General features: G+C 48.6%; 22 protein-coding genes. All 22 read right to left on the reverse strand.

The window, feature by feature from the left end:
- The 22 genes from pabA to G9G57_RS22620 all read right to left on the reverse strand — a co-directional run bounded on the left by pabA (window position 1) and on the right by G9G57_RS22620 (window position 24,405).
- Window positions 1–576: an aminodeoxychorismate/anthranilate synthase component II gene (gene pabA / locus G9G57_RS22515; RefSeq protein WP_102997558.1), complete on the reverse strand. Its 576-nt coding sequence runs from the start codon at window positions 574–576 to the stop codon at window positions 1–3.
- Between the two features lie 5 nt (window positions 577–581).
- Window positions 582–2,204: an anthranilate synthase component I family protein gene (locus G9G57_RS22520; protein ID WP_164965575.1), complete on the reverse strand. Its 1,623-nt coding sequence runs from the start codon at window positions 2,202–2,204 to the stop codon at window positions 582–584.
- Between the two features lie 128 nt (window positions 2,205–2,332).
- Complete coding sequence (gene cysK, locus G9G57_RS22525) at window positions 2,333–3,271, reverse strand: cysteine synthase A (protein ID WP_019685743.1); 939 nt, start codon at window positions 3,269–3,271, stop codon at window positions 2,333–2,335.
- Window positions 3,272–3,511: 240 nt separating this feature from the next.
- Window positions 3,512–4,462, reverse strand: coding sequence for a peptidyl-prolyl cis-trans isomerase (locus G9G57_RS22530; protein WP_017427050.1), 951 nt, complete (start codon window positions 4,460–4,462; stop codon window positions 3,512–3,514).
- 20 nt (window positions 4,463–4,482) lie between these two features.
- A complete protein-coding gene (gene hslO / locus G9G57_RS22535; protein WP_016818903.1) occupies window positions 4,483–5,367 on the reverse strand; it encodes an Hsp33 family molecular chaperone HslO in 885 nt (294 codons plus the stop codon).
- Window positions 5,368–5,584: 217 nt separating this feature from the next.
- Window positions 5,585–6,352: a type III pantothenate kinase gene (locus G9G57_RS22540; protein ID WP_013308148.1), complete on the reverse strand. Its 768-nt coding sequence runs from the start codon at window positions 6,350–6,352 to the stop codon at window positions 5,585–5,587.
- Between the two features lie 6 nt (window positions 6,353–6,358).
- Window positions 6,359–7,249, reverse strand: a complete 891-nt coding sequence (gene nadC / locus G9G57_RS22545) for a carboxylating nicotinate-nucleotide diphosphorylase (protein ID WP_016818905.1) — start codon at window positions 7,247–7,249, stop codon at window positions 6,359–6,361.
- A complete protein-coding gene (gene nadB / locus G9G57_RS22550) occupies window positions 7,239–8,852 on the reverse strand; it encodes an L-aspartate oxidase (RefSeq protein WP_019685741.1) in 1,614 nt (537 codons plus the stop codon). Before nadB ends, nadC begins: the two co-directional genes overlap by 11 nt.
- A gap of 280 nt (window positions 8,853–9,132) precedes the next feature.
- Window positions 9,133–11,172: an ATP-dependent zinc metalloprotease FtsH gene (gene ftsH / locus G9G57_RS22555; RefSeq protein ID WP_017427052.1), complete on the reverse strand. Its 2,040-nt coding sequence runs from the start codon at window positions 11,170–11,172 to the stop codon at window positions 9,133–9,135.
- Window positions 11,173–11,269: 97 nt separating this feature from the next.
- Window positions 11,270–11,809 (reverse strand): hypoxanthine phosphoribosyltransferase, encoded by a 540-nt coding sequence (gene hpt, locus G9G57_RS22560; protein ID WP_013368693.1) that lies wholly within the window; start codon window positions 11,807–11,809, stop codon window positions 11,270–11,272.
- Window positions 11,810–11,856: 47 nt separating this feature from the next.
- Entirely contained in the window at window positions 11,857–13,305 is a 1,449-nt protein-coding gene (gene tilS / locus G9G57_RS22565; RefSeq protein WP_164965576.1) for a tRNA lysidine(34) synthetase TilS, read from the reverse strand.
- 66 nt (window positions 13,306–13,371) lie between these two features.
- Window positions 13,372–14,310, reverse strand: a complete 939-nt coding sequence (locus G9G57_RS22570; RefSeq protein WP_016818909.1) for a protein kinase domain-containing protein — start codon at window positions 14,308–14,310, stop codon at window positions 13,372–13,374.
- Window positions 14,294–15,043 (reverse strand): vWA domain-containing protein, encoded by a 750-nt coding sequence (locus tag G9G57_RS22575; protein WP_016818910.1) that lies wholly within the window; start codon window positions 15,041–15,043, stop codon window positions 14,294–14,296. The genes G9G57_RS22570 and G9G57_RS22575 overlap by 17 nt, the downstream gene beginning before the upstream one ends.
- 126 nt (window positions 15,044–15,169) lie before the next feature.
- Window positions 15,170–17,677, reverse strand: coding sequence for a stage II sporulation protein E (gene spoIIE / locus G9G57_RS22580; protein ID WP_017427055.1), 2,508 nt, complete (start codon window positions 17,675–17,677; stop codon window positions 15,170–15,172).
- Between the two features lie 506 nt (window positions 17,678–18,183).
- Window positions 18,184–18,699 (reverse strand): S1 domain-containing RNA-binding protein, encoded by a 516-nt coding sequence (locus G9G57_RS22585; protein ID WP_013368688.1) that lies wholly within the window; start codon window positions 18,697–18,699, stop codon window positions 18,184–18,186.
- Between the two features lie 123 nt (window positions 18,700–18,822).
- A complete protein-coding gene (locus tag G9G57_RS22590; RefSeq protein ID WP_013368687.1) occupies window positions 18,823–19,152 on the reverse strand; it encodes an FtsB family cell division protein in 330 nt (109 codons plus the stop codon).
- A 4-nt stretch (window positions 19,153–19,156) separates the two neighbouring features.
- Complete coding sequence (gene yabQ / locus G9G57_RS22595; protein WP_016818912.1) at window positions 19,157–19,735, reverse strand: spore cortex biosynthesis protein YabQ; 579 nt, start codon at window positions 19,733–19,735, stop codon at window positions 19,157–19,159.
- Complete coding sequence (gene yabP / locus G9G57_RS22600; RefSeq protein ID WP_013368685.1) at window positions 19,732–20,016, reverse strand: sporulation protein YabP; 285 nt, start codon at window positions 20,014–20,016, stop codon at window positions 19,732–19,734. Before yabP ends, yabQ begins: the two co-directional genes overlap by 4 nt.
- A gap of 179 nt (window positions 20,017–20,195) precedes the next feature.
- Window positions 20,196–20,474 carry an RNA-binding S4 domain-containing protein gene (locus G9G57_RS22605; RefSeq protein ID WP_017427057.1) on the reverse strand — a complete coding sequence of 93 codons (279 nt, stop codon included), beginning with the start codon at window positions 20,472–20,474 and terminating at the stop codon, window positions 20,196–20,198.
- The gene (locus G9G57_RS22610) at window positions 20,474–20,746 is read right to left on the reverse strand and encodes an HU family DNA-binding protein (protein ID WP_007428028.1); all 273 of its coding nucleotides are present in this window, start codon (window positions 20,744–20,746) and stop codon (window positions 20,474–20,476) included. Before G9G57_RS22610 ends, G9G57_RS22605 begins: the two co-directional genes overlap by 1 nt.
- A 333-nt stretch (window positions 20,747–21,079) precedes the next feature.
- A complete protein-coding gene (mazG, locus tag G9G57_RS22615) occupies window positions 21,080–22,579 on the reverse strand; it encodes a nucleoside triphosphate pyrophosphohydrolase (protein WP_164965577.1) in 1,500 nt (499 codons plus the stop codon).
- A 167-nt stretch (window positions 22,580–22,746) separates the two neighbouring features.
- The gene (locus tag G9G57_RS22620; RefSeq protein ID WP_016818915.1) at window positions 22,747–24,405 is read right to left on the reverse strand and encodes a putative polysaccharide biosynthesis protein; all 1,659 of its coding nucleotides are present in this window, start codon (window positions 24,403–24,405) and stop codon (window positions 22,747–22,749) included.
- Between the last annotated feature and the right edge of the window lie 38 nt (window positions 24,406–24,443).

Below are 24,443 nucleotides of genomic sequence, written 5' to 3' on the forward strand. Positions count from 1 at the left end.
TCAGACGCCTACCTTGCGTTTTAGGAAATTGCGCAACAGTTGATGCCCGTAGTCCGTAATAATGGATTCGGGATGGAACTGGACTCCTTCTACGGCAAATTCTTTATGCCGCAAACCCATAATTTCACCCTCTGCGGTTTCAGCAGTAATCTCTAGACATTCAGGCAGGCTCTCGCGCTCTACCAGCAATGAATGATATCGGGTAGCTGTAAACGGAGAGGGCAAGCCTTCAAATACCGAGGTATTGTGATGGAGAATCGGTGATGTTTTGCCATGCATGAGCCGATCAGCCCGGATAACCTTACCGCCAAAAGCCTGTCCGATGGCCTGGTGACCGAGACACACGCCAAAAATCGGAATCTGGCCTTTAAAATGGCTGATTACATCCAGCGATATTCCCGCTTCATTCGGCGTGCATGGACCCGGCGAGATCAAAATGTGATCTGGTGCCAGCTCTTCTATGCCTTTCACATCAATCTCATCATTCCGTTTTACGGTTACTTCTTCGCCAAGTTCACCCAGATATTGAACAAGATTGTACGTAAATGAATCATAATTATCAATCACCAAAATCATTAGACTCACCCTCCTGTGATACCGCTCCTGCTCAAAGCGGCTTCTTCTTCCCCACATTGTACCGCCTTCATGACAGCTCTGGCCTTGTTCCGACACTCCCGATATTCTCTGTACGGGTCTGAATCAATGACGATACCCGCACCTGTCTGTAAATAGGCAGTATTGCCCTGAACAGCTAATGTTCTTATTATAATATTTAATTCCATATTACCATTATAGTCAATCCATCCAAGGGACCCCGTATAAGGACCCCGACGGACGGGCTCTAACTCTTCAATAATTTCCATCGTACGCACCTTAGGAGCTCCGGTAATGGTTCCACCCGGGAAGGTAGCAGCAATTACGTCTATAGCTGTACGACCCGTGGCTAACTTCCCCTCAACCTGAGAAACCAGATGCATAACGTGCGAATAATATTCGACAGTCAGCAATTCAGGAACATGCACCGATCCGTATTCAGCAATCCGTCCGATATCGTTACGCTCCAGATCGACGAGCATAATATGCTCGGCTCGTTCTTTTTCACTTGATAGAAGCTCTGCAGCCATAGCGGCATCTTCATCCGGTGTTAGCCCCCTTCTTCTCGTACCTGCAATAGGTCGAGCACTCACACGTCCATCTTCCAGCTTCACCAGCAATTCCGGTGAGCCACTGACGATCCGCAAATCTGGCATGCGCAGCATCCCCATATAAGGGGAAGGATTCAGCAGACGAAGCCATTCATATATACTCTCAGGAAGGGCTGCAAGCGTACGTTGCTGACGAATCGACAAGTTCACCTGAAATACATCTCCTTGAGCAATGTATTCCTGCACACGTTTCACAGCATGTTCAAAATCTTGTTGACTGAATGCCGTTTTCCAGCCTTCAGATTCCTGATGAACAGCCTCTAATCCTTTTTCGGACAGCCGAGCACAACGAAGAGGGTAAGCTGGATCAGTCTCTCCCGCATGTATAATGTTCTTCCACTGAGTCAACATGCGTTCTGTACGTTGGACCGCTTCCGCATAATGCTTGCCAAGTATCAATGCGGTCTCATTCAACATAACCTCATTTGCCAAATCAGTCTGACTACTGAATTCACCGAAGCGGACAGGGTTAGGCATATGAACAGCACAGTATAGGCATGATGTTTCATGATCATAAATCCATAGCTCATCCACCCGCATCCACACATAATCAGGTATATCGGTATCGTCTGCAGCTTGAGTTGGCAAACGCTCTAACGAGCGAGCTACATCGTAGCCCAGGTAGCCTGCAAATCCCCCAGAGAAAAAAGGCATGCCAGGTACACGTGGCGCACGGTAAGGGGCGATCCAATCGTTCATGACTGTCAGAGGTTGTCCATGTATAGCACCATGCTCCCCGCTTTGCAAATCAGTCCAAACTGCTTGTTCTCCCTTGCCTTCCAATATAGCAACCGGATCCAAGGCCAGATACGTATATCTTCCACCTTTAGCGCTCTCCAGCAAGAAAGCATATGGCGCCGAATCCTCCCAAGCCCTCCGCCACGATGAAGGTAATCCGCCTCCGGGCAATGGGTACTTAGCAATATAGGGAAGCATACTCCAGCCCTCCTTCTGCCAGGTTTGCCACTGCGCCTCCGTCACTCTAGCTGTCCATTTCATCTGTGTGCGCTACCCCTTCCATTACTTTGCCAAAAGTCTGCATTCTTCTCCTTACAAAGAAACCCTCATCCCCCGGTTACAGGGAAATGAGGGTTTCCTTACGTATAGTATACACAATTACGACATAATTACAGCTCGAAATTGTATAGTGGTGTACTCAGGTAACGTTCGCCATTACTTGGAATAATGACAACAATCCGCTTACCCTTGCCCAATTGCTTAGCAAGATTCAAGGCCGCGTGAACAGCCGCGCCAGAAGAAATACCGGACAAAATGCCCTCTTCCTTGGCCACTCTACGCGCTACCTCGAAAGCTTCATCGTTTTCTACATGAAAAATTTCGTCATAGATATCGCGATTTAGAATTTCAGGAATAAAGTTGGCACCCAGCCCTTGAATTTTGTGAGGTCCTGGCTTGCCGCCTGCTAGCAATGGGGAAGAAGCGGGCTCTACAGCCACGATTTTAATATCAGGGAATTCTTTTTTAAGCACTTCTCCAGCACCGGAAATAGTTCCACCAGTCCCTATACCTGCTATAAAAGCGTCCAGAGTGCCGCCAATAGAACGAATCGCTTCTACGATCTCAGGACCCGTCGTTTCACGGTGAATTTTGATATTAGCTTTGTTCTTGAACTGCTCGGCAGCGAAATAATCCGGGTTTTCGCTCAATAGCTCTTCCATTTTCTTAACAGATCCGTTCATACCCTCTGAGCCAGGTGTTAACACAAGCTCGGCTCCATAAGCACGCAACAAATTACGACGCTCTATACTCATCGTTTCTGGCATAACAATTACTGCTTTATACCCCTTCGCAGCAGCAACCATAGCCAAGCCGATTCCTGTGTTACCGCTAGTTGCTTCAATAATAGTACCGCCCGGCTTAAGCAGACCTTCACGCTCAGCTTCTTCCACCATACTAATCGCAATACGGTCTTTTACACTGGAGCCCGGGTTCTGATATTCCAGTTTCAAATAAATTTCGGCGCTATCTTCCGGTACGATCCGGTTGAGGCGAACGAGGGGAGTCTCCCCGATAAGGTCGGTGATGTTATTAACAACTTTAGCCATGATAATTCCTCCCTGACTGTAGATGATATATTAAAAATTGCGAAAACATATTGTAGATGATTCTAGGTAAATCATTCTTCGTGTTATGCCGTTCATTTAATTTCCGATAAAAATAGTTGGTTTTATACGCTAATCATAACAATCTTCAATTCCATTGTCAATACGAGTAAATAAGCTACAATGCTGTTCGCCCGCGTTATCCGCACCGTGCTTCCTTCAAATCTAGATTCTTTTACGACGCTATAGAGAAGCGGAAGGTACCTCTTTCCCAGATAAAATACGAGCTCCATATTTATCACGCAGACTCTTCTCGACCTCATCCAAAGGAGCGGCTTGTGCAAGCGCAAGCGACCGGCGAATTTGCTGACGAATCTGCCGCTTATCCGAAGAACTCTTTAGCCTGACATCCTGTACATAAATGACCGCATAGCCATCGTTAATGGAGATGGGACCTGCAACGTCCCCGGAGCTTAGTTCTCTTGCCGCCTTCATGATCGCCTCCGGTTGATATGGGTCATATTCATCCACCCATCCTAGCTGTCCGCTATGATCCTCGCCGAGAAGATTACCTGAGCCTGAATGTTCCCGAAGCAGCGTGTCGAAGCTTTCTCCTTGCTTAACCCGATCCAGCAACACCTCTGCTTCCTCTGCTTTGGCCACATAAAGAGCTGCCAGTTTGATCTGCTTACCAACGGCAAATTCCTCAGGGTGCTGTTCCCAATACTCGTCAATCTCCGTTTCCTCAACCTGAATACCTTGCGTGGCTATTTTCTCCAGGCCAATTCGGTACTCCGCTTCATTCCGCAAGTCAACCGGATCTAGGCCAAATTGTCGCTGCATTTCCTCAAAGTAGGCGTGTTCTGAGTCGTACCCTTTGCTATCCTGCTCCAGCACCTGCTGTAAATCCTCTTGGGTGATCTTGATACCGAGACGCTTGGTTTCAGCCTGCACGGCTTTACGATTCAACATTTGCAACAGCGTATTCGTTCCATATCGCTTTTTCAGTTCCGCTACCCACTGTTCCTCCGATATGCCTTCCTGACCCATCTCCGCCACAGTATGATCGCCGTCATCCTTGCTTACATCACCCGGCTTTAACAGCCCCCGAAGCATGATAAGACCACCCAAGGCGGCGACGCTAACGGTCAGAATAATGACAGCTGTCCATAATCCCTTTTCCCGTGTAGTCATCGCTTACACCGCCTATCCGGTTAGGCCTTGGCTTGATCTAACAGATTTTGCAATTCATCCTTATTAAACTGATAAGCCTCGTTACAAAAGTGACACACGACCTCAGCCTGTCCTTCTTCCTCAATCAATTGCTTCAATTCACTTTCTCCCAGACTGATCAACGTTTTCTCTACGCGCTCGCGTGAGCACTCACATTGAAAATGGATATCCATTTCATCAAGGATTCGAACGTCCGGCAGCATCCAACGCAGCATTTCGTCAAGCTCTAGCCCTTGATCCAACAGAGCGGTAACGGGTGGAATGGAGCCGACTGCATTTTCGATAGCAGTAATCTCATCATCATTCAAACCTGGAAGCAATTGAATAATAAACCCGCCGGCCACTATAACGGAGTTATCCGTATCTACCAGCACACCCAAACCCACCGCTGACGGAGTCTGTTCGGATTTGGCAAAATAATAGGTAAAGTCTTCACCAAGTTCACCTGAAATAATCGGGATACTACCGCGATACGGCTCTTTTAATCCCAAATCCTTGATGATATGAATAAATCCCTCTGTACCTACTGCACCCGCTACATCCAGTTTGCCCATACTATTGCTTGGCAAATGCACATGGGGCTCAGTAACATACCCTCGCACTTCCCCTACAGCATTGGCATCCACGACGATTTGACCAATCGGCCCATCACCTTTGACTTGAATGGTCAGTCTTTCTTTGCCTTTGAGCATGGAACCCATAATTGCACCTGCTGTGAGAGTTCGTCCCAAAGCAGCAGTTGCTGTAGGATAAGTATCATGTCTTCTCCGCAATTCTTCTACCAATTGAGTTGTCCGAACCGCAAAGGCTCTAACCCTTCCATCCATGGCTGTACCGCGAATAAGTCGATCCTGCTTATTTTCCATATTGATATCCTCCCCTATTATCCAAGGCAGCCATGCTGCTTATTTTCGTTAGTATTTCCTCATCCTTGAAACATCATTTCCCACTATATAAACAACCTGTCTTAACAGATCACCGAATTGTTCAAAAACGTAACATATTTCAGTATAGACGAAAAACGCCGCTAATCCAAACCGATAAGATCATCGGCTTGACTCAGCGGCAGCTTATATCCACTTTTTATTCGGCGTTACGTTGGTAAATGATGCGTAATCCTTCGAGCGTCAACATCGGCAACACTTTCTGAATGCTCTCTGTCTCTGATGCGATTAGCTCTGCAAGACCTCCGGTAGCAATAACTGTAGGTTCTGCCTGCATTTCTTCCTTAATGCGCCTCACAATGCCATCCACTTGTCCAGCGTAACCGAAAATAATCCCGGCTTGCATGGCATGGACCGTATTCCGACCAATAACCTTTTTGGGTTTCTCCAACTCGATACGAGGGAGCTTGGAAGCCCGTTGATACAGTGCCTCTGTCGAAATGCCGATACCCGGCACAATGACTCCACCCAGATAGTTTCCCTTATCGTCAATACAATCAAACGTCGTCGCCGTTCCAAAATCCACCACAACGAGAGGCCCGCCGAACCGTTCTACAGCCGCAACAGCGTTCACGATCCGATCCGCACCTACTTCACGCGGATTCTCGTAACGCAGGTTAAGACCGGTCTTGATTCCCGGTCCGACGATTAACGGCGTTTTGCCTATATATTTATCGCACATTTCCTCTAATACACGGACCAACGGCGGAACGACAGAGGAAATAATAACTCCCTGAATGTCATCCTTTAATACGCCGCCCATACTAAAAAGATTATGTATGAGTACGCCGTATTCATCCGCTGTTGCCTGTCTGGAAGTGCTGATCCGGTAGTGGTGCAACAGCTCGCGCCCTTCATACATCCCCAGAACAATATTGGTATTACCTACATCCACTACAAGAATCAATCGGTGTCACCTATCTTTCTTAGCGTTAAGGTCAAGGCTGATATCCAGGTTATGAAAAGAGTATGTCAGCCTGCCTACAGAAATCACATCTACGCCGCTCTCAGCCATCTCACGCACTGTATCCAACGATACATTGCCTGAGGCTTCTGTTTTGACGTGTGGGGCCTGTTCACGAATGAAGCGAACGGCTTCCTTCATATCTGGGACGGACATGTTATCCAGCATAATAATATCCGCCCCAGCCTCCAGAGCTTCCCGGACTTGCGTCATGTTTTCCGTCTCTACTTCGATCGTCATTGTATGCGGTATATGCGCGCGCGCTCGGCTGACCGCCTGTGCAATCCCACCCGCGCCCTTAATATGATTATCCTTAATCATAACCGCATCGTACAGACCAAAGCGATGATTCGAACCGCCACCTACACGCACAGCATACTTCTCTAACAGTCGATGTCCTGGCGTTGTTTTACGTGTGTCCACCAAGCGCGTGGAAAGTCCATGCAGTTGATCTATAAAAGTCCGCGTCCGCGTTGCAATACCGGACATCCGCTGAAGTAAATTTAATGCCAATCGCTCCCCGGTCAAAATCGCATGAGTACTCCCATTCACTTCTGCCAAAACGCTCCCCTTTTCAATCCATTGGCCATCGGTCACCAACGGAGTGAACGACAAGGAAGGGTCCACTACTCGAAATACAAGTTCAGCCACAGGTAAACCCGCAATCACGCCGCTCTCTTTGGCATGAATGACAGCCTTGGATTGGTGACCCGGCTCAATCGTCCAACGTGTGGTCACATCGCCAGAACCTGTATCTTCTCGCAGCCAGCTGCGAATTTGTGCCGTCAGTTCTTCCTGATATCCGCTAAACTCTCCATAAAGCTCGCTGTTAGATGTCATGAACGCTCTCCTCCGTTATGCCTTGCTCACGTCTCTGCTGAACATGCTTTCGCCACATGCGATCATCTGTCTCAGGGAAGTCCTCACGATAGTGTGCTCCCCGGCTCTCCTCACGCAGCAACGCACCATCTGCTACTAATAAAGCACAGGTGAGCAAATTGGCGAATTCGATCTCTTCCCGGCTGGTGATCACAGCCTGAAAAACAGGCACTAGCCCGTGCAGCTCTTCTAAAGCTGCTTGCAGCCCTTCACTATGCCGACGAACTCCAGCATAATGAACCATCGTTTCTTGCAGCTTATGTCGCTGTCCCACGACGGATGAAGCCTGGAACTCTGCACGGTTATCACTGTAAGATATCAAAGTATGGCCGACCAGCGGTGGCAATGAATGCAGCCGCTCGATAATCCTACTGGCGAACACAATAGCTTCAGATAGCGAATTGCTCGCCAGACGATTAGCGCCGTGAACACCTGTGGAAGAAGTCTCTCCACAAGCGAACAAACGCCTAACAGAGCTTTCCCCGTATAGATTAGTCTGGATACCACCCATCATATAATGGGCAGCAGGAGCAATGGGAATCCAGCCTGTCGTCATATCCAACCCATATGACAGACATGTCCGATAAATCGTTGGAAAACGTTGCTTTACCCGCTCAGGCGGCTCGTGTGTAATATCCAGGTATACAAACGTAGACTGAGTGCGTTCCATCTCATGGATGATCGCACGAGCTACGATATCTCTGGGTGCAAGCTCCTGTCGGGAATCGTACTTGTCCATGAAGCGTTCTCCATGAATGTTGCGTAACACGGCCCCTTCTCCCCGTACGGCTTCGGAAATTAGAAACCTTGGAGCGCCCGGATGGCACAACGCCGTAGGATGAAACTGTACGAACTCCATATCCCGTACAACTGCCCCCGCACGATAAGCCATAGCAATACCGTCCCCAGTTGCGATACCCGGGTTAGTCGTGTAACGGTATAATTGCCCGCTACCTCCTGAGCACAAAATGGTTGCATTGGCAGTGATATACGACCTTTCCCCATCTGGCATTTGAACGAGGGCCCCAATACACTCACCATGCTCAGTCAGCAGGTCAATGACCATGCACTCTTCCCACACCTCAATACCGGGATGGGCGACAACCTGCTGTGACAAGGCACGCACGATTTCATAACCGGTGGCATCTCCATTTGCATGCAAAATGCGACGATGACTATGCGCCCCCTCTCGGGTTAGCGCTAGTTCACCATTCACACGGTCAAAGGCTGTCCCCAATCGTATTAACTCTTTAATACCTTCTGGGCCTTCATGAACAAGCGTTCTGACCGCCTCGGGTTCACACAGACCTGCACCAGCAATCAGAGTATCTTGCATGTGGTAAGCCGGTGTATCCTCGTCCGATGTGACAGCAGCAATGCCGCCTTGAGCATAACGTGTGTTGCTTTCCATTAAAGTTTTCTTGGTAATCAGCAACACTTTCCGATTCTCCGCAGCCTTAATCGCTGTATATAAGCCCGCAATACCGGAGCCGATGATTAAGACGTCGGCTTCGTATTGGGTCAATTCCGCTACATCAAAATCAACTAGATATCTTGGAATCATGCCTTTCACCTGATTTCACAGAAGAATAGCGCACACCATAGATCGTACAGTATGCGCTCACGGATATGTTCAAAATGATAGTAAGTCGATTGCAGCGGCTGTTGGCCTTTTAAGCTAGGAAGGCGACAGCCGTTTATTTAACAATAAATGTACACAACGTTCCTGTGTCTGTCAAATCACGTCAGCAATAATCTTCCACATTTAAAAAAGCTTCGGAAAACCAATAGGATCTGGTTCCCCGAAGCTTACATATATGCTTATTCAACTATCCATCAGATAATCAGGTTGTTGTCGGTGGAGTACCGCCGGAATTGCCTGAATTGTTATCATCCTCTGGTTTTTGCAGATTAGGGATATCGTTCGGTTGATCTGTTGTATTCTTAGGCTCGTCATCCTTACCTTGAATACGTACACGAACATCACCGATGTTGTCGATCACAGGCTCACCGTTTTCCGGTGTTCCTTCTCCCTCATTCGTATTGCCGTTCAAAGAACCTGTCTCGATCAAACGTTTGATTTGTTCAAGCTCCAGGGTTTCTTCTTCCAACAAGGTTTGAGCGATCAAATGAACCTCTTTCGAATACTTCGTCAAGAGTTCTCTAGCACGCTCATAGGAGTCAGTGATGAAGCGATTCATCTCCTGGTCAATCTCATAAGCGATCTGATCACTGTAGTTCTGCTCATGACCGATATCACGTCCAAGGAATACTTGACCTTGGGAAGTTCCGAACTGCATCGGGCCGAGCTTCTCACTCATACCGTATTCCACGATCATGCTACGCGCAATGCCTGTCGCTTGCTGGAAGTCACTATAAGCCCCTGTTCCGATCTCACCAATAAACAGCTCCTCGGAAACACGTCCACCCAACAATCCAGTGATTTTGTCCAGCAATTCCTGCTTGGTTGTCAGCATGCGGTCTTCCTTCGGAAGCATGATGACATATCCGCCTGCACGTCCACGTGGAATAATGGTTACCTTGTGAACCATATCGGCATTCTCCAGGAAGTAACCGATAATCGTATGCCCTGCTTCATGATAAGCAACAATTCGTTTCTCGCGGTCACTGATTACGCGGCTTCGTTTTTCAGTACCTACGATCACGCGGTCGATAGCTTCATCTACTTCTCGCATCGAAATATCTCTACGGTTGCGACGAGCGGCCAGCAAGGCAGCTTCGTTCAACAAGTTTTCCAGATCAGCGCCCGTAAAGCCTGTTGTACGTTTCGCAATGACGTCCAATTTAACATCCTTCGTTAATGGTTTGTTGCGTGCATGTACATGCAATACTGCTTCGCGACCTTTAACATCTGGACGGTCAACCGTAATTTGACGGTCAAAACGTCCTGGACGAAGCAAGGCTGGATCTAGAATGTCCGGACGGTTAGTAGCAGCAACGATGATGATGCCCTCGTTTGCGCCAAATCCATCCATCTCTACGAGCAATTGGTTGAGCGTTTGCTCACGTTCATCATGTCCGCCACCCAATCCGGCACCACGTTGACGTCCAACAGCATCAATTTCATCAATAAAAATGATACAAGGTGCGTTCTTCTTCGCATTCTCGAACAAGTCACGAACACGGGAAGCACCGACCCCGACGAACATTTCTACAAAATCAGAACCTGAGATACTGAAAAACGGCACTCCGGCCTCGCCTGCAACAGCTCTCGCCAAGAGTGTTTTACCCGTACCTGGAGGGCCCACTAACAGAACACCTTTTGGAATACGAGCGCCCACGGCTGCGAACTTACGTGGGTCCTTCAAGAATTCTACGACTTCGACAAGCTCCTGCTTCTCTTCGTCAGCCCCTGCTACGTCTTCGAAGGTAACTTTCTTCTTCTCTTCGTTATACAGACGGGCTTTGCTCTTGCCGAAGTTCATTACTTTGCCGCCACCGCCCTGTGCCTGATTAAACAGGAAGAAGAACAACAGGAACATGATCACCAAAGGAATGATAGAAGTCAAAAATGTCAGCCAAATGCTTTCGCCTTCCATTTTCTTCTGTACGTATTCAAACCCGTTCGTTTCGCTGGCATTCACCAGTTCACTTAGTGCTTGATCCGTTGGCGGAACGTATACGGAAAAATTGGTTGATTTAGCATTAGCCGGCTGCTTCTTATATGCACCGGTTACAAGATAGGCGTAACCGTCAAATTGGACCGTTACTTTAGAGATATTATTAGCTTTAACCTCTTGCCGTAATTGGTCATATCTAGGGAGATCGGAGGCTTCGTTACTGTTGCTAACAAACTGAACGATACCCACCACAACTAAAAAAAGAATCAAATAAAAACCAGAATTCCGGATGAACCGATTCATCCCCTACCTCCTCTCGAGACACTTAAGTTATTTTACCATAGCCTGTAAGCCCTTCTCAACAAAGGACCCTATTTAGTCCTAGGACTGGAGGCTGAGATTAGCTGGTGTAGATTTCCGGCTTTAAAATCCCTATGTATGGGAGGTTCCGGTAGTGCTCGGCATAGTCCAGACCATAGCCGACAACAAACGCATCCGGAAGTGTAAATCCGGTGTAATCAGCTTCAAGGTTAACTGTTCGGCGTGCAGGCTTGTCGAACAAAGTTACGACACATACCGAATTGGCATTACGATTTTTAAGCAATTCAATCAAATGTGTCAGTGTCAGACCACTGTCGATAATATCTTCGACAATCAGAACATCGCGTCCTTCTACGGAAGCGTCCAAATCTTTGATGATTTTAACGACACCTGATGATTTGGTGGATACTCCATAACTAGATACAGCCATGAAATCAAGTTCCAACGGCACTGTAATGGATTTAACCAAATCGGCCATAAAGATAAACGCACCCTTCAGCACGCAAATCACCAATGGGTTTTTCCCTTCATATTTCACGCTAAGCTGTGCGCCTAATTCCTTGATTTTACTCTGAATTTCTTCTTCACTGATCAATACTTCCTGAATATCATTTTGCAACGGTGTAAACCTCCTAAGTTTATACTATGAAAGCCGTTCCTGCGCAATTACCGGTGCCCCGGACTCTCTCGTCTTTGCCATGACATATATATAACCGAAGACGTGTGCTTTTGCACCGCAGCATGTACAGAACGTCGTACGCCCGGAATCCAGAGAACAACTCCAGAATGGTCGCAGACGATGGGAATAACGGAACGCATTGAAGGAGGTATTTTTTCATCAATAAAAATATCTTTAACCTTTTTTCTTCCGTTTAATCCCATTACATACATGGTATCTCCAGGTAATCGCGAGCGTACAGTCAACGGCAGAGTCAATTCATCTGCGTCGAACCATGCTTCTTCCTCATTCGCCGGATGTTGTCCATCCAAATAGGAAGCTCTTTGCCACCGGAGTATACCACCCGCTTCAGGCAACTCAAGCTCACCGGAAATAGGCAATACGCTCAGTCCATAGCTCCATTCACCCATAACGACTTGCGTACGGTCAAACAAAACCGCCTGGTCATATTCGCGGACTCCAACCGCACCGCCGCCCAAGTCCAAGCTCCATGTAGAAGTTGTCTCCTGGAGAAGTCTTAGTCGAACGGTCTCAATTTTACGAAAATCAAAATTTCCACTGTCCGAAGGCAGATAATTTAATATTAGTTTAATCAACCTCCGTTGTAAAGCAACGGATAGCTCACGGTATGATGCGATGGAAAACATGTACCTGCCATTATTGAAATGCACCATTTTCTCGTATACCGACAGTGTAGCTGCCTCCATAAAATCATTTTCGTCAGCCATCGTTTCGGCTAGCCGGTTCAGGGACGGTGTCAGTTGCTCATTATATTGCCCCAAAAAAGGAAGCACATCCATGCGGATGGCATTACGACGGTATTTGGTCGATAAATTAGTGCTGTCTGTCACATAGGAAAGACCATAAAAGTTACAATACTCAATCAAGTCAGCCTTGTACATACGAAGCAGCGGGCGAATGAGTTGCACATTTTTTTCGGTGCGTGCCAAACGCATACCCGCCAAACCCGCCGGTCCGCTACCGCGCAGCAAGTGCAAGAGGACTGTCTCCGCTTGATCATCGCCATGGTGAGCCATAGCAATATGCTGTGCCTCCCACTTCGTAGCCGTATCATGTAAAAAGCTGTACCGTAGCTCACGGGCCGCTTCCTGTGGACCCTTGCCGCTTTTCTTTATATAAGCGGGTGCATCAACCCGGATCATTTCAAATGGAAGCTTGAGCTTTCGGGCAATATTGCGTACCTCTTCAGCCTCCGCATCCGATTCCTCTGGCCTGAAGCCATGATGAACATGAGCGCAGACAAGTTGTAATGGCATATGTATAACGGATATTTCATGTAAAATGTGCAAAAGGGCCACCGAATCCGGTCCACCGGATACAGCAACCACAATGCGGTCTCCGGGGCTCCACAGGGAATGTTCTCGCGCCAAAGCGAGCACTTCCTGTACAACACCGGTCGGTTTTGTTGTTCCCATTCACGACCCTCTTTTCTCCCGACCGTAAAAATGATGATCCTATGTTATCTTATGTAAGTCATGCTGCTACCTTAACGCAATCCAGAGCGCTCCAGCAAGCAGCAAAAGCGATACCGTGAAAGCATATCCCAACCAGCGTGGATTTCCTCTTTTGACAGATGATTGCCTGACATGCGCGGAAGCCAGACGCGACCAAGCTCGGGCTGCTGCACGAGTATCGGAATATTCTCCACGTACTGCACCCAGCAGCCATTCGGCGTAGGGGCGTAATACACGACTGCGACGAATGATGACTGTCAATTCTGCCGTATTACGTAGCTGCGGCAGCCTACTCGCAGCCGCCTTTAACGATTCGCTCTCCAATATATGAACCGTTAAAAGAGCAAAGGCAAACAGATCATACTGGGGATCAGCATTTCGGCTACCAGCATTCCAAAATCCCCTATCGTACCATTCTGTAAATTGTTTAACACTCCGACCTGCAAGGGACACGCCACCATAATCAATCAACTCAGCCTCTCCATAGGCATTGACCAATATATTTTGAGGCTTCAGGTCGCCAAACACCCATCCTGCCTGATGGAGATCGGCCAGACGATTCAGTATGCCAGTCCCAGCCACACCATACCATTCAGACCCTTTGGCTGCCACAAATTTATGAAGCGGATCTCCTTTAACGTATCGCATAACATAAAAGGGGATCTCCCCATTGCGTAACACTACATCATCCACTTCAAACAAGAAGGAAGGATTTCCATTCCGCTGGAGGGCAGCCTGAGTCCCTTGAGACTGTAATGTGGTCAGCACATTAATCTCCGATTGCAGATCAAGCGTGTTCTTTCCCATTTTGAGAGCAAATTGCCGATCGGCCTGTGCTTCTTTTACCAAATATACAGTTCCGTTCGCTCCCCGGCCCAGCAAGCGCTGGATGACATAGCTACTCCGCTTCCACTTGCCCTTGATGACCGTTCCGGGTGCAAGAACGGGATCAGACGACGTAGTCACCGAGCATCCCTTCTCCTTTGCCATAGGATTCTTCCAGATCTTTCTGTTCCCCTAGTGTAACATATCGGTAATAATCAATCACTTGTAAAATGGCTGGTCCTGTCGGTGTCGCTCCTTTCATCCGCAAGCGTCCGAATATCGATTTGATCTGGTCTAGCTCAGAGGTCCACCCGATATCCATGACTGCGTCTTCTCCCATTCGTCCACCCGGAAAATGAAATACAGATATACGGCTGAGTCCGCTTCTGGACTGTAAACTGAGCAGCAAATCGCGGATACTATCCTCTACAGCAGGCAGCTTAGGCTTCATGCTTGCACTTGCATCAATGAGTAAAGCAATTTCCAGAGGGCTTGTTTCTGTCAGTTCATCCATTACCTCAACTACCTGAGCTCGTTTGGCCGGAGGCAGTTCACCGATATGCCGGGCGCCGCCCTCACCCAAAATGTGCGTTAACTCTCTATTAACCGCCTGCTGAATCGTTTGAACCACTGTTTTGCGCGTCATCATTTGCATGGTTTGCGCCAACTGCTTCGTACCGACGATTTGGCTAAACCCTCCCCCTGCTTTAGCAATTTCCTGAATCTCTGCGCTTCCAAGCTCGCCGATAGTTCCATAATCTATGACTCCGGCGACATTCACTGTAATTCCCTCACGTAAAGCTTGGGCAGCCGCCATCACTGGGCTAACCCCTACGTTAGAGCATCCATCTGTAATGATCAAAATTTGCTTCATCGCTTTTTGACCTCCGCTTCCTCTTAATCTATTCCGATAGATTCTATCTTTGCCTAATCCGGAACGATTCAAACGAAGGATGCGGATTTTTAAAAATGAATAAGCAATTTCCCGGGCAATGTCAGTCTAGCTCACCGTCCGCGGACGTTCCAACCACCTCATGCCAGGTACATGAAGGGTGGCCCACTCTGGGCGAAAGTGATCAATTTTACTAACAACTACAGTCATATCATCATAGATTTGATTTTGTTGGTATCGAATAACCCGTTCTAGCAAACAGTCGGCCAGTTCCTGCGGGTCCTCACTTTCAATCTCTTGAATCATGCGTTTCATCCATATTTCTTTATTGACTGCATAACCCGGTGAATCGTATATACCGTCTGTTATCATAATGAGAATATCTCCTGGCTGGAGTTGCAGTGACACCAAATCAACTTCGATATCCTGTATAATGCCAATCGGTAAATTGCTGGCAGATACAGGAATGACCTCCTCCCCTCTTTTAATAAAGCTCGGTGTAGATCCAATCTTCATAAAGGTTGTCCGGGCCGTATACTGATCAATCAGCGCCATATCCACCGTAGCATACATTTCCTCAGGTGATCGGAGCATCAGGACAGAGTTAACCGACTTGATCGCTAATTTTTCGTCCATACCTGATTGCAGTAGTTCTTCCAAAATGTTAAGTGCTGCACTGCTCTCTTGCTGCGCACGCTCTCCGTTCCCCATACCGTCACTTAAAGAGACTGCGAAAGTCCCATTCCCTAACTCCATCATGCTATAACTGTCTCCTGAGAAGAAATCGCCTCCTTTGGCCGCACTAGCTACTCCTGTAGCAATCTCATACGTTTTAGCAGAGCCGAACATGACTGTAGCCAAGCCTTGGCGGCGATCTGCCGCCGTTTCGCGCATGACAGCTATATGCTCGTCCAGTATGTCCGACAGCAGTGGAGCAATGATTTTCCGACATTCATCAAATCCCCTTGTATAGGCATGGACAATCTCTATTTCAACCTGACCTGCATCCAGGCTAATAATCTCAATGGATTGGATGGACAAGCCGAGTCGATCAAGAGCCTCTCGGATTTGCTCTTCCTGCCGATGCATGGTCTGCCCTTCTCGCTGAATTTCCCGCGCTAAATCCTCCATAATTTGCGATACACCGGATAGCTGATCAGCAACAAGCTGACGACTATCGTATACTTGGCGCTTCCACTGCATATTATGTTGGTAGAGACTATACTGCTGCTTCATTACCTGCAGGACAGCGCCCGTCTTGGCACATGCCTTGCTCCATTGTGGCGGCATCTGCTCCGGCTCCAAATCAGGATTATCCTCAATGGCACTCATCATTTCCGTCATATACTGATGGGTTTGCATAAACTTGCCGTCCCAGCACTGCTCGCACTTAAAGCAAGTGGCACAGGTTCCTTCCGCCACCGCATTCATAAAGTGTTCCATTTCTCCGTCCGGTTTTGCTCCCTCACTCGCAGATATCTGATGGAAGCTGCGCGATAGCTGGCTGAATACACGGGAAAATTTCGTCACCCTCTCGGCAGTGAGATCACGAACTCTTTTGGCATATTCATGCTGGGACTTGGCGTGATCCTGCGTACCAGGGACATAGGTAGAAACCGCTTTAAAGAAACTTTTTGGAGTCATTAAAAATAATAGAATTGCCGCGCAGCTCTCCCAGGTTGATGTCAACACGTCCCCAGTCCCATCCAAATAGATCGTCAAAATGGAGGAGCCCAACAGCATGCCAAGGGCCACTGCACCTTTTCTCCCTTCACGCAGCATTCCTGCCAGCAAACCTGCAAAAGCAAGTAGACTCATCTGCACAATTGCGGACATATTGGCCAGGCTTAAAATTAAACCGGTAATCACACCGACCGAAGCACCCAACGAAGCACCTCCCACCAAAGCAAACACCAAGACCAAATATCGTGAAAGCACATGATCGACAGACAGTGAATGAACGGTCCATCCTACTGCTCCCGTCATCACAGAGGCTAATAGAATAATCAGACACAAAATTTCTTCGTTCTTCAATTGGCTTGCCTTCTTGCGGTACGTAAACAGCGGTATGGCCTGTGTGAACACCAATGTAAGCATAAAACTGAGCACAGCATCCGTTCCCACAATGACAAGCTCATACCATGTAAAAGCCGGAGCCATCACGGCGTTAAATAAATTGACCATAAACACAGACAAGAAGACCATAAGCGGGGCATAGGATAATTCCAGACGATCGAAGGTACGTAGCCCGCGATACAGGAGATAAAATACGATTAGCTCACCACCAATCATGAACAACGATGGGTAAGGAGCTAACAGGCTGCCTAGCACAACGGATACAGCTACAGGCAGCATTAGATCACGCCGAAGGAACGTAATGACCGCAAAATAAGCGAGGGCAAAAGGAGAAAGCTCGTCCAAAATAGTGGCGCGTCCCAGTAGAACTCCCATAGCTGACAATAGCAGCATCCATCTTTGCGCGGTTACCCATTGCACCATTTTATGTGAATCGAGCCGTTTCTTGAGTCTGGAAGGCCAACCTTCCGTACGCTCTTTGGATTTGGACTTTCTAGATTTTAACCCCGGAAAATGTACCACGTTCCATTTCTCCATCATGCGTCAGGCACCCCATTCATCAATTTGATGTTCCCATCTTAAACCGGAACGATTGAGAAAGTTTGTCAGAACCTCACGTCTTATTCCAAGAAATTTCCGACAAAAAAACGTGCCGCGCGAAAGGACGGAGCATCCCCCTGTACATCAAGCTGCGCCCGTATGGAAGCAGATGGAAGTTGTATCACTCCACGCCTTGCACGGCCTCTGTATGTCGTCCACCCTGATTCCCAGACTAGCGATTTGCACAGAAGATAGACGGAAAACCGTTGGAGTTTGTCGGACGATTATGCCCACACGACAAAAAAAACATCCAACATTTCAGTACGATGCTTCTACTCTTCTTCATGAAACTACTAATCTTAAAAATGTGCCTGTACACCTTCGCCCAAATGTATTGCCCGCAGCCACAGCTTGTCGCATCTCTTGTCGGTAGAACGCAAAAAAACCGTAGCAGTCTTTCGACTGTACGGTTTTCCGTGTATGGTTGATACGGTTGTCAAAGTGAATTAAACACGCTTCGCGCCGCGTCCTCCGCGTTTACCTTCGGTGTTCTTTTTCAGCGACGAAATGCGTTCCTCACTATCTTTCAGGAAGCGTGACATTTTATCCTCAAATGAAGGTTTACCCGGTGCAGGCTTGAAAGAACGGCCTCCACGATCGCGGTTGAAACCACCACCGCGTCCCTGACTTGGACCTGAACCTCCGCCGCCAAAACGGTCTCCTCCGCCTGGTCCTCCTGTACGCTCCGGTCTTGGAGCTCTTGGGGGACGGGCTTCACTTGCCGGCTTATCAATCGTTTGCTTAATGGAAAGTCCGATTTTGCCATCTTTGTCAACATTAATGACTTTCACCGTCACAACATCATTAATCTTCAGGTGGTCGTTAACATCCTTAACATAATTATCGGCGATTTCCGAGATGTGAACGAGACCCGTGACACCTCCAGACAAATCCACAAATGCTCCAAAATGCGTGATGCCTGTCACTTTGCCCTCTAACTTGGTGCCCACTTCAATTGCCATAGAATAAAATGATCCTCCCTTAAAATATACAACCGATTTTTTTGCAAAAAAATCCCGCTGTGGTGATTTGATTATACAAAATGGCGGAACCAAGGTCAACTAAGCATTGGCCCGATAATGCCTCTATTTTTGATCTCCGATGATTGGCGTCTCTTCCGGTTTGTAAAGACCGTACTTGCTTCTAGCAATTTCTCCAATGTACTCAGGGTCCTTGAGACGATTCACTTCGGTTTGAAGCTGTTGTTCCGTTTGTGTAGCAGCTTGCTTCTGTTTTTCCTTCTGGGTGAGCTGTTCACTTCGATCGGCCATGATCATGCCTTGAGAAAAAAAGGTGAATATGGCCCAACTACCAAAGGCGGCAAGCGATAGCAACCAAATCATGATTCGCCTGCGCCCGCCCGCATTGGACTTGGACGTAGGAGATGAATGGCGATCTACAGACGAATTACGCATGATACTACCCCCTTCCAAACCATCTTTTTGCTGTATTTTTCAGTCTGATACCTAGCTTTATGAGCGGATCTGGCGTCTTCCAGCGCGCTATAAGCGGACGGATCAACCATAGAATCGGCTTCCAAACCGGCATCAGGATGTATATCAGCATCCTTCCTAGGAACACAATAAGTGCCCATGTCCATCCGACCAGCTTGCGTAACAGCCGATACAGCGCTAACACCGGAAGAACAATCAGGATGCGCAGTATGCTGTTCACGATCAACGTCAGTCTGCGAACGATCTCTATTAACATTACCACAAAACGTTGGGTTGTAACACTAAAGGCCCAAAAATAGAGCCAAACCCCCAAAAGTAGTCCTAAAAAGACATAAAACCGCAGCTCACCGCGATTACTCGCGTACAGCACACGGAAAATAAACAAAGCCGAGGCCACCCAATACAGCACGTCCAACATATGAACACTCCAACGGGCAAAATGAAAGCGGATTGACAGCACCCGGTAGCTGTCAAATACCACTCCCATCGCTATGCCCGACAATAGCATCCACGTCAATGTCAGCCATTGTGTGTAAGGGTTCATTTGAAGAGCTTGCCGAATAGGCTTTTTCCGTTTTTGGCCGGGGCCCCAGGCTCCAGGTAGACGAGGGAAGTAATCAGACCTTCAATGGACAGCAGCCCCTCTTCCAGACTGAGGTTTTTGATATGTAAATGTTGTCCGCGAATGGTGAGATGGCCCAGCTCGGTCTGAAGCAAAAACTCTTCACTGTCAAAGCTCTCCACATTGCTGACGCCTGAAATGTCGAGCTGCTTGCGGCTTTGCATGCGCAGATCATGGTGCTTGGACTTCCCTTGTTCAATCATGGCATGTACCCCTCCTTCTGTTCTTAGCTTATGAAGGGGTGGGCATGATTTAGAACCGCATTGGTTATTCACGAGCATATATTAGACGAAAGCTCATTATCCAAAAGAAAAAAGCATCCCTTCATAAAATATGAAGGAATGCTTCTATGTACAACGTTATGAGAAAATCAGATGTCTGCTTACCAGTTCAAACCGTTGTCCCTGGCAATAGGCTCTTCCTTTACCAAAGTGTACATACTTGCAGCCTCGTCCTTGCGTGTAGTTTCGGCGAGCCGTTCCACTCGCACGGTCACCAGCTTCTGGCCAAATTGGACGGTAATTTCATCGCCCACTTTGACCGCACTGCTCGGCTTGGCTTCGCGTCCATTCACCAGCACTCTCCCTTGTTCAGAGACGTCCTTGGCTACTGTACGACGCTTAATCAGCCGCGAGACTTTCAAGAATTTATCAAGACGCATTAGTTAACGGCTTCTTTAAGCTTATTACCGGCTTTAAAAGCAGGAACGGTCGATTCTGGAATTTCAATCGTGTTGCCGGTTTGTGGATTGCGGCCTGTACGGCTAGAACGCTTGCGCGTTTCGAAAGTACCAAAGCCGATCAGTTGTACTTTGTCGCCACTCGCAAGTGCATCTGTAATTTCACCAAGTACGCCATTCAATACAGCTTCAACGTCACGTTTGCTCAAACCGCTTTTGCTGGAAATATTGTTGATCAGATCTGTCTTGTTCATAAGATAAAAGCCTCCTAAATGTCAAAAAATAATCATCACGCTACATATCCATAAATGGAGCAGACGTGAGGTCCAACTGTGGCCGTAGCCTTTCTGAATACTACTGTAACATGTTAACTATAGGCTACAGTTATTTTCAGAATTATTACAAGTTATTCGGGCTTGTCCTTAAAAATCCTGCAATGACAGGCGTTTTTTATTCGACCCCCAGTTAAGCCAACATCCTACTACAAAACTCTGCCCATTGGCAAGTCTGCTCAAGCTGGGCGTGTTTTCAACCCTGCTTATGTCTCATTTTACTGGCCCATACAGCCAAAGATCAAATCTATGGAGTCAATTTCTGTCAAGGAGCTTTTTCGCTTCCTGCCAGTAGGTCTCCATTTCATCTACGCTGCTGTCTTCGGGACGACGTCCCTGCTCGCGTAACTTCTGCTCAATATACTGGAAACGGCTCACAAATTTGCGATTAGTGGCTGACAGCGCCTCCTCTGGATCTACTTCCATGAACCGGGCTGCATTCACGGCAACAAATAACACATCGCCCAACTCCAGAAACTGAGCTTCCACGGAATGCCCTTCCCGAACCGCTTCCTTCAACTCAGCCACTTCTTCGTCCAGTTTATCAAACACGCCTTCAATGCTATCCCAGTTAAAGCCTACTTTAGCTGCTTTTTTCTGGAGCTTGTACGATTTCATAAGAGCAGGCAGATCACGGGGAACCCCATCCAGCACGGAAGGGTCTGCTGCCGTTGTACCTTTAAGTCGTTTTTCCTCAGCCTTCATCTGTTCCCAGTTTTGCAGCGCCTCTTCCGCATCATTCGCTTGATTATCACCGAACACATGCGGATGACGGAAAATAAGCTTATCGTTCAGTCCCTGGATCACATCATACACATTGAAGGTTCCGACTTCCTCCTCCATTTGGGCATGCAGCAAAATTTGCAACAACAGATCGCCGAGCTCTTCCTTCATATGCTCAGGATCATCCTCATCTATAGTTTCAATGACCTCATACGTTTCCTCGATCAGATTTTTGCGGATCGATTGATGTGTCTGTTCGCGATCCCATGGACAGCCTTCTGGACTGCGCAAAATATCGACAATCTCATGTAGACGGTCAAAAGAACGCCGTTTCAGCGCCTCATCCTCACTGCGAGGTATGTACACCAAGGATAGGTTCCCGTAGCCCTCTACTCGATCCAGCTCGTACAGCGGCACCTTGTGGACTGCTTCCTCACCTTCTACCCCAAGCGCGTGGCCGACGTACACCTCATAATCGTCAGGATACCGCTCCATCAAGCACAGCTTCACATCGGAAGCCGTAAAGGTGTCATATACCTGTCCGATCAGCGTGTGCAACTGAGGCTGGAGCCAGCTCGCATCCAGTGTACCTGCATCCAACAGCTGGAAACCCTCAATCGGATCAAAACCAAGACGCACAAAAGCCTCATCCAGGAAACTTTCGCCCCCCAAGATGTTTAGTTCAATCCCTTGCGCAGGACAACGCTCCTTGAGCAACTGCACCGCTGCTTCCGCCACCATCGGGTGACCGGGAACCGCATAGACGATTTCGCTTCCGTCTGCCGCCTTAGCAGCTGTTGCCATCAATTGACTGGTAATTTCCTCGTATACCTCTGGAAAAGATTCCTTTGTCTCATATACCGCATCAAATGACTCAAAGGCCACTTCAAACTCATCCAGCACTTGAACCGCCGGATGTTCCTTGGTTCGCAGATATAGCGCTGAAGCCCCCCGCATTTTGTTCAATATCCCTATCGTAAGCTGATCGGGATCTCCCGAGCCCAGACCTACGATCGTTAATGTTACGCTCATATCCAATCCTCCGTTCCGCAAAAGCAGGATTCATGCTCGGAAAAAACACCCGGCGCAATCCAATCCAGCTTCCGCTTCCTTTGCTTTGGCATTTACTATACCACAAAGTTGTATAGGCTCATAAAATGGCTTGCGCAGCTGTCGCGCGGCAAGTCGTATAACCCCGGCTAAGCCAGTACACGCAGTCTGCGCAGCACGGCTGCCAGCGGGCGTCCAAGCTTGGGCACTGCCACAAGCTCGGCTTCCGTGATCAACCTCAAGCGTGCGAGGCCGATCACGAACACCACAGCGCCTGCAGCTACTCCCAGCAGGCTCTCCGCCGCTGCCGTGGCACGACCTCCGGCAGCCCATCCCAAGGCACCCAGCACAGCACTGGTGCCCCACATCGCCGCCCCGGCTGCACCAGCCAAGGCGACAAGCAATGCCGCCGGTTTGAGTACACTGGCGGACCAGCTCCCGCGCAGCCCCACCAAGCGGGCCAGCAGCGCGATGTTGATCACTGCCGCCAGCAGATAGGCGACAGCCCCCGCAATGGCGGCACCAGCCGTGCCTAGCTGCGGCACGAGCAGCCAGTTTAGCAGCGCCTTGGCTGCCGCGGCCGCGAGCATCGCCAGAGCTGGCGCACGAACCGCGCCAAGCCCTTGCAGTAGCGCAGCCGAGATGATGCTGAGCGTACCTCCTACGGCAGTCAGCGCCATCCAGCGCATCACCGTGCTGCCGGTGTCGTCTGCATACAGCATCACATTGACGGGCACGGCCAGCACGATCAAGCCTGTCGCAGCGGCTAGTCCCAACAGCCAAAACCAGCGCAGCGATTGCTCGCACTGACGACGTGCCAACTCCGTACCTCCGGTTACCCGAGCCTCAGCCAGCGAGGGTATGAACAATGCCGACAATGTGGTGGCAAACATCATGACCAGCTGTACTAGCGGAAGCCCCCGGTTATACACGCCGAAGGCCACCATAACCGCCGTATCGTCCAAGCCCTCCTGCTTTAACAAGCGAGGGACGGTAAATGTATCTACCAGGTTAATTAACGGAACGGCTAGCGCTCCAAGGCAAACAGGCAAGGCATAACGTAGCAGCGCCTTTAGCAAAGCGCCGTTGCTTTCCGTTGGGTGAAGCTCACCAGTCTGGGCTTGCACTGTTGTCATCGCCATCTCTTGCCGCCTAAGTCTCTTTCTGTGACCTCGCCAATACAACAGCATGATCACCAAGCCCGCTGCTCCGCCTGCTGCTGAGCCAAACACTGCTCCAGCGGCTATCATATCCGCCCCTGCTCCTTGTGACAGCATGAACAGCAACAATATGATCATCACGCTTACCCGTATCGCCTGCTCCGTCACTTGAGAGACTGCCGTTGGAATCATATTTTGCAAACCTTGAAAATAGCCTCTCAGTCCCGCCATAACCGGCACGAACAAGAAGGCAACCGCCGCCGCCCTCACCGATGGAATGACGTGAGCATTGTCGATCCACTGGCCGATTAGCGGCGCACACGTATACATCAGCAGCCCCAGAATCAATCCGAATATGCCCAATACAAGCGAAGATAGCAGGGCAACACGTTGCCCTGCTGCCCGGTTCCCTACAGCCTCATACTCAGCTACAAATTTGGATACAGCCACCGGGAATCCAGCAGCTGCAATGGTAATGAACAGCGTATAAAAAGGATAAACCGTATTATAAATGCCAAACACGCCGTCGCCGCCAATATTTTGCAGCGGGATTTTTTGCAATGTGCCGATCAGCTTGCTTGCTACCGCTGCCATTGTCAAAATGACAGCACCCCGTAGCAGCCGCGAAGCGGCGCGATTTTCCTGCATTCTCCGTCTCCACTCCCACCTGGATAAGCATTTTTACG

The sequence above is a fragment of the Paenibacillus sp. EKM211P genome (assembly GCF_011066175.1).
GTDB classification, from domain to species: Bacteria; Bacillota; Bacilli; order Paenibacillales; family Paenibacillaceae; genus Paenibacillus; species Paenibacillus polymyxa.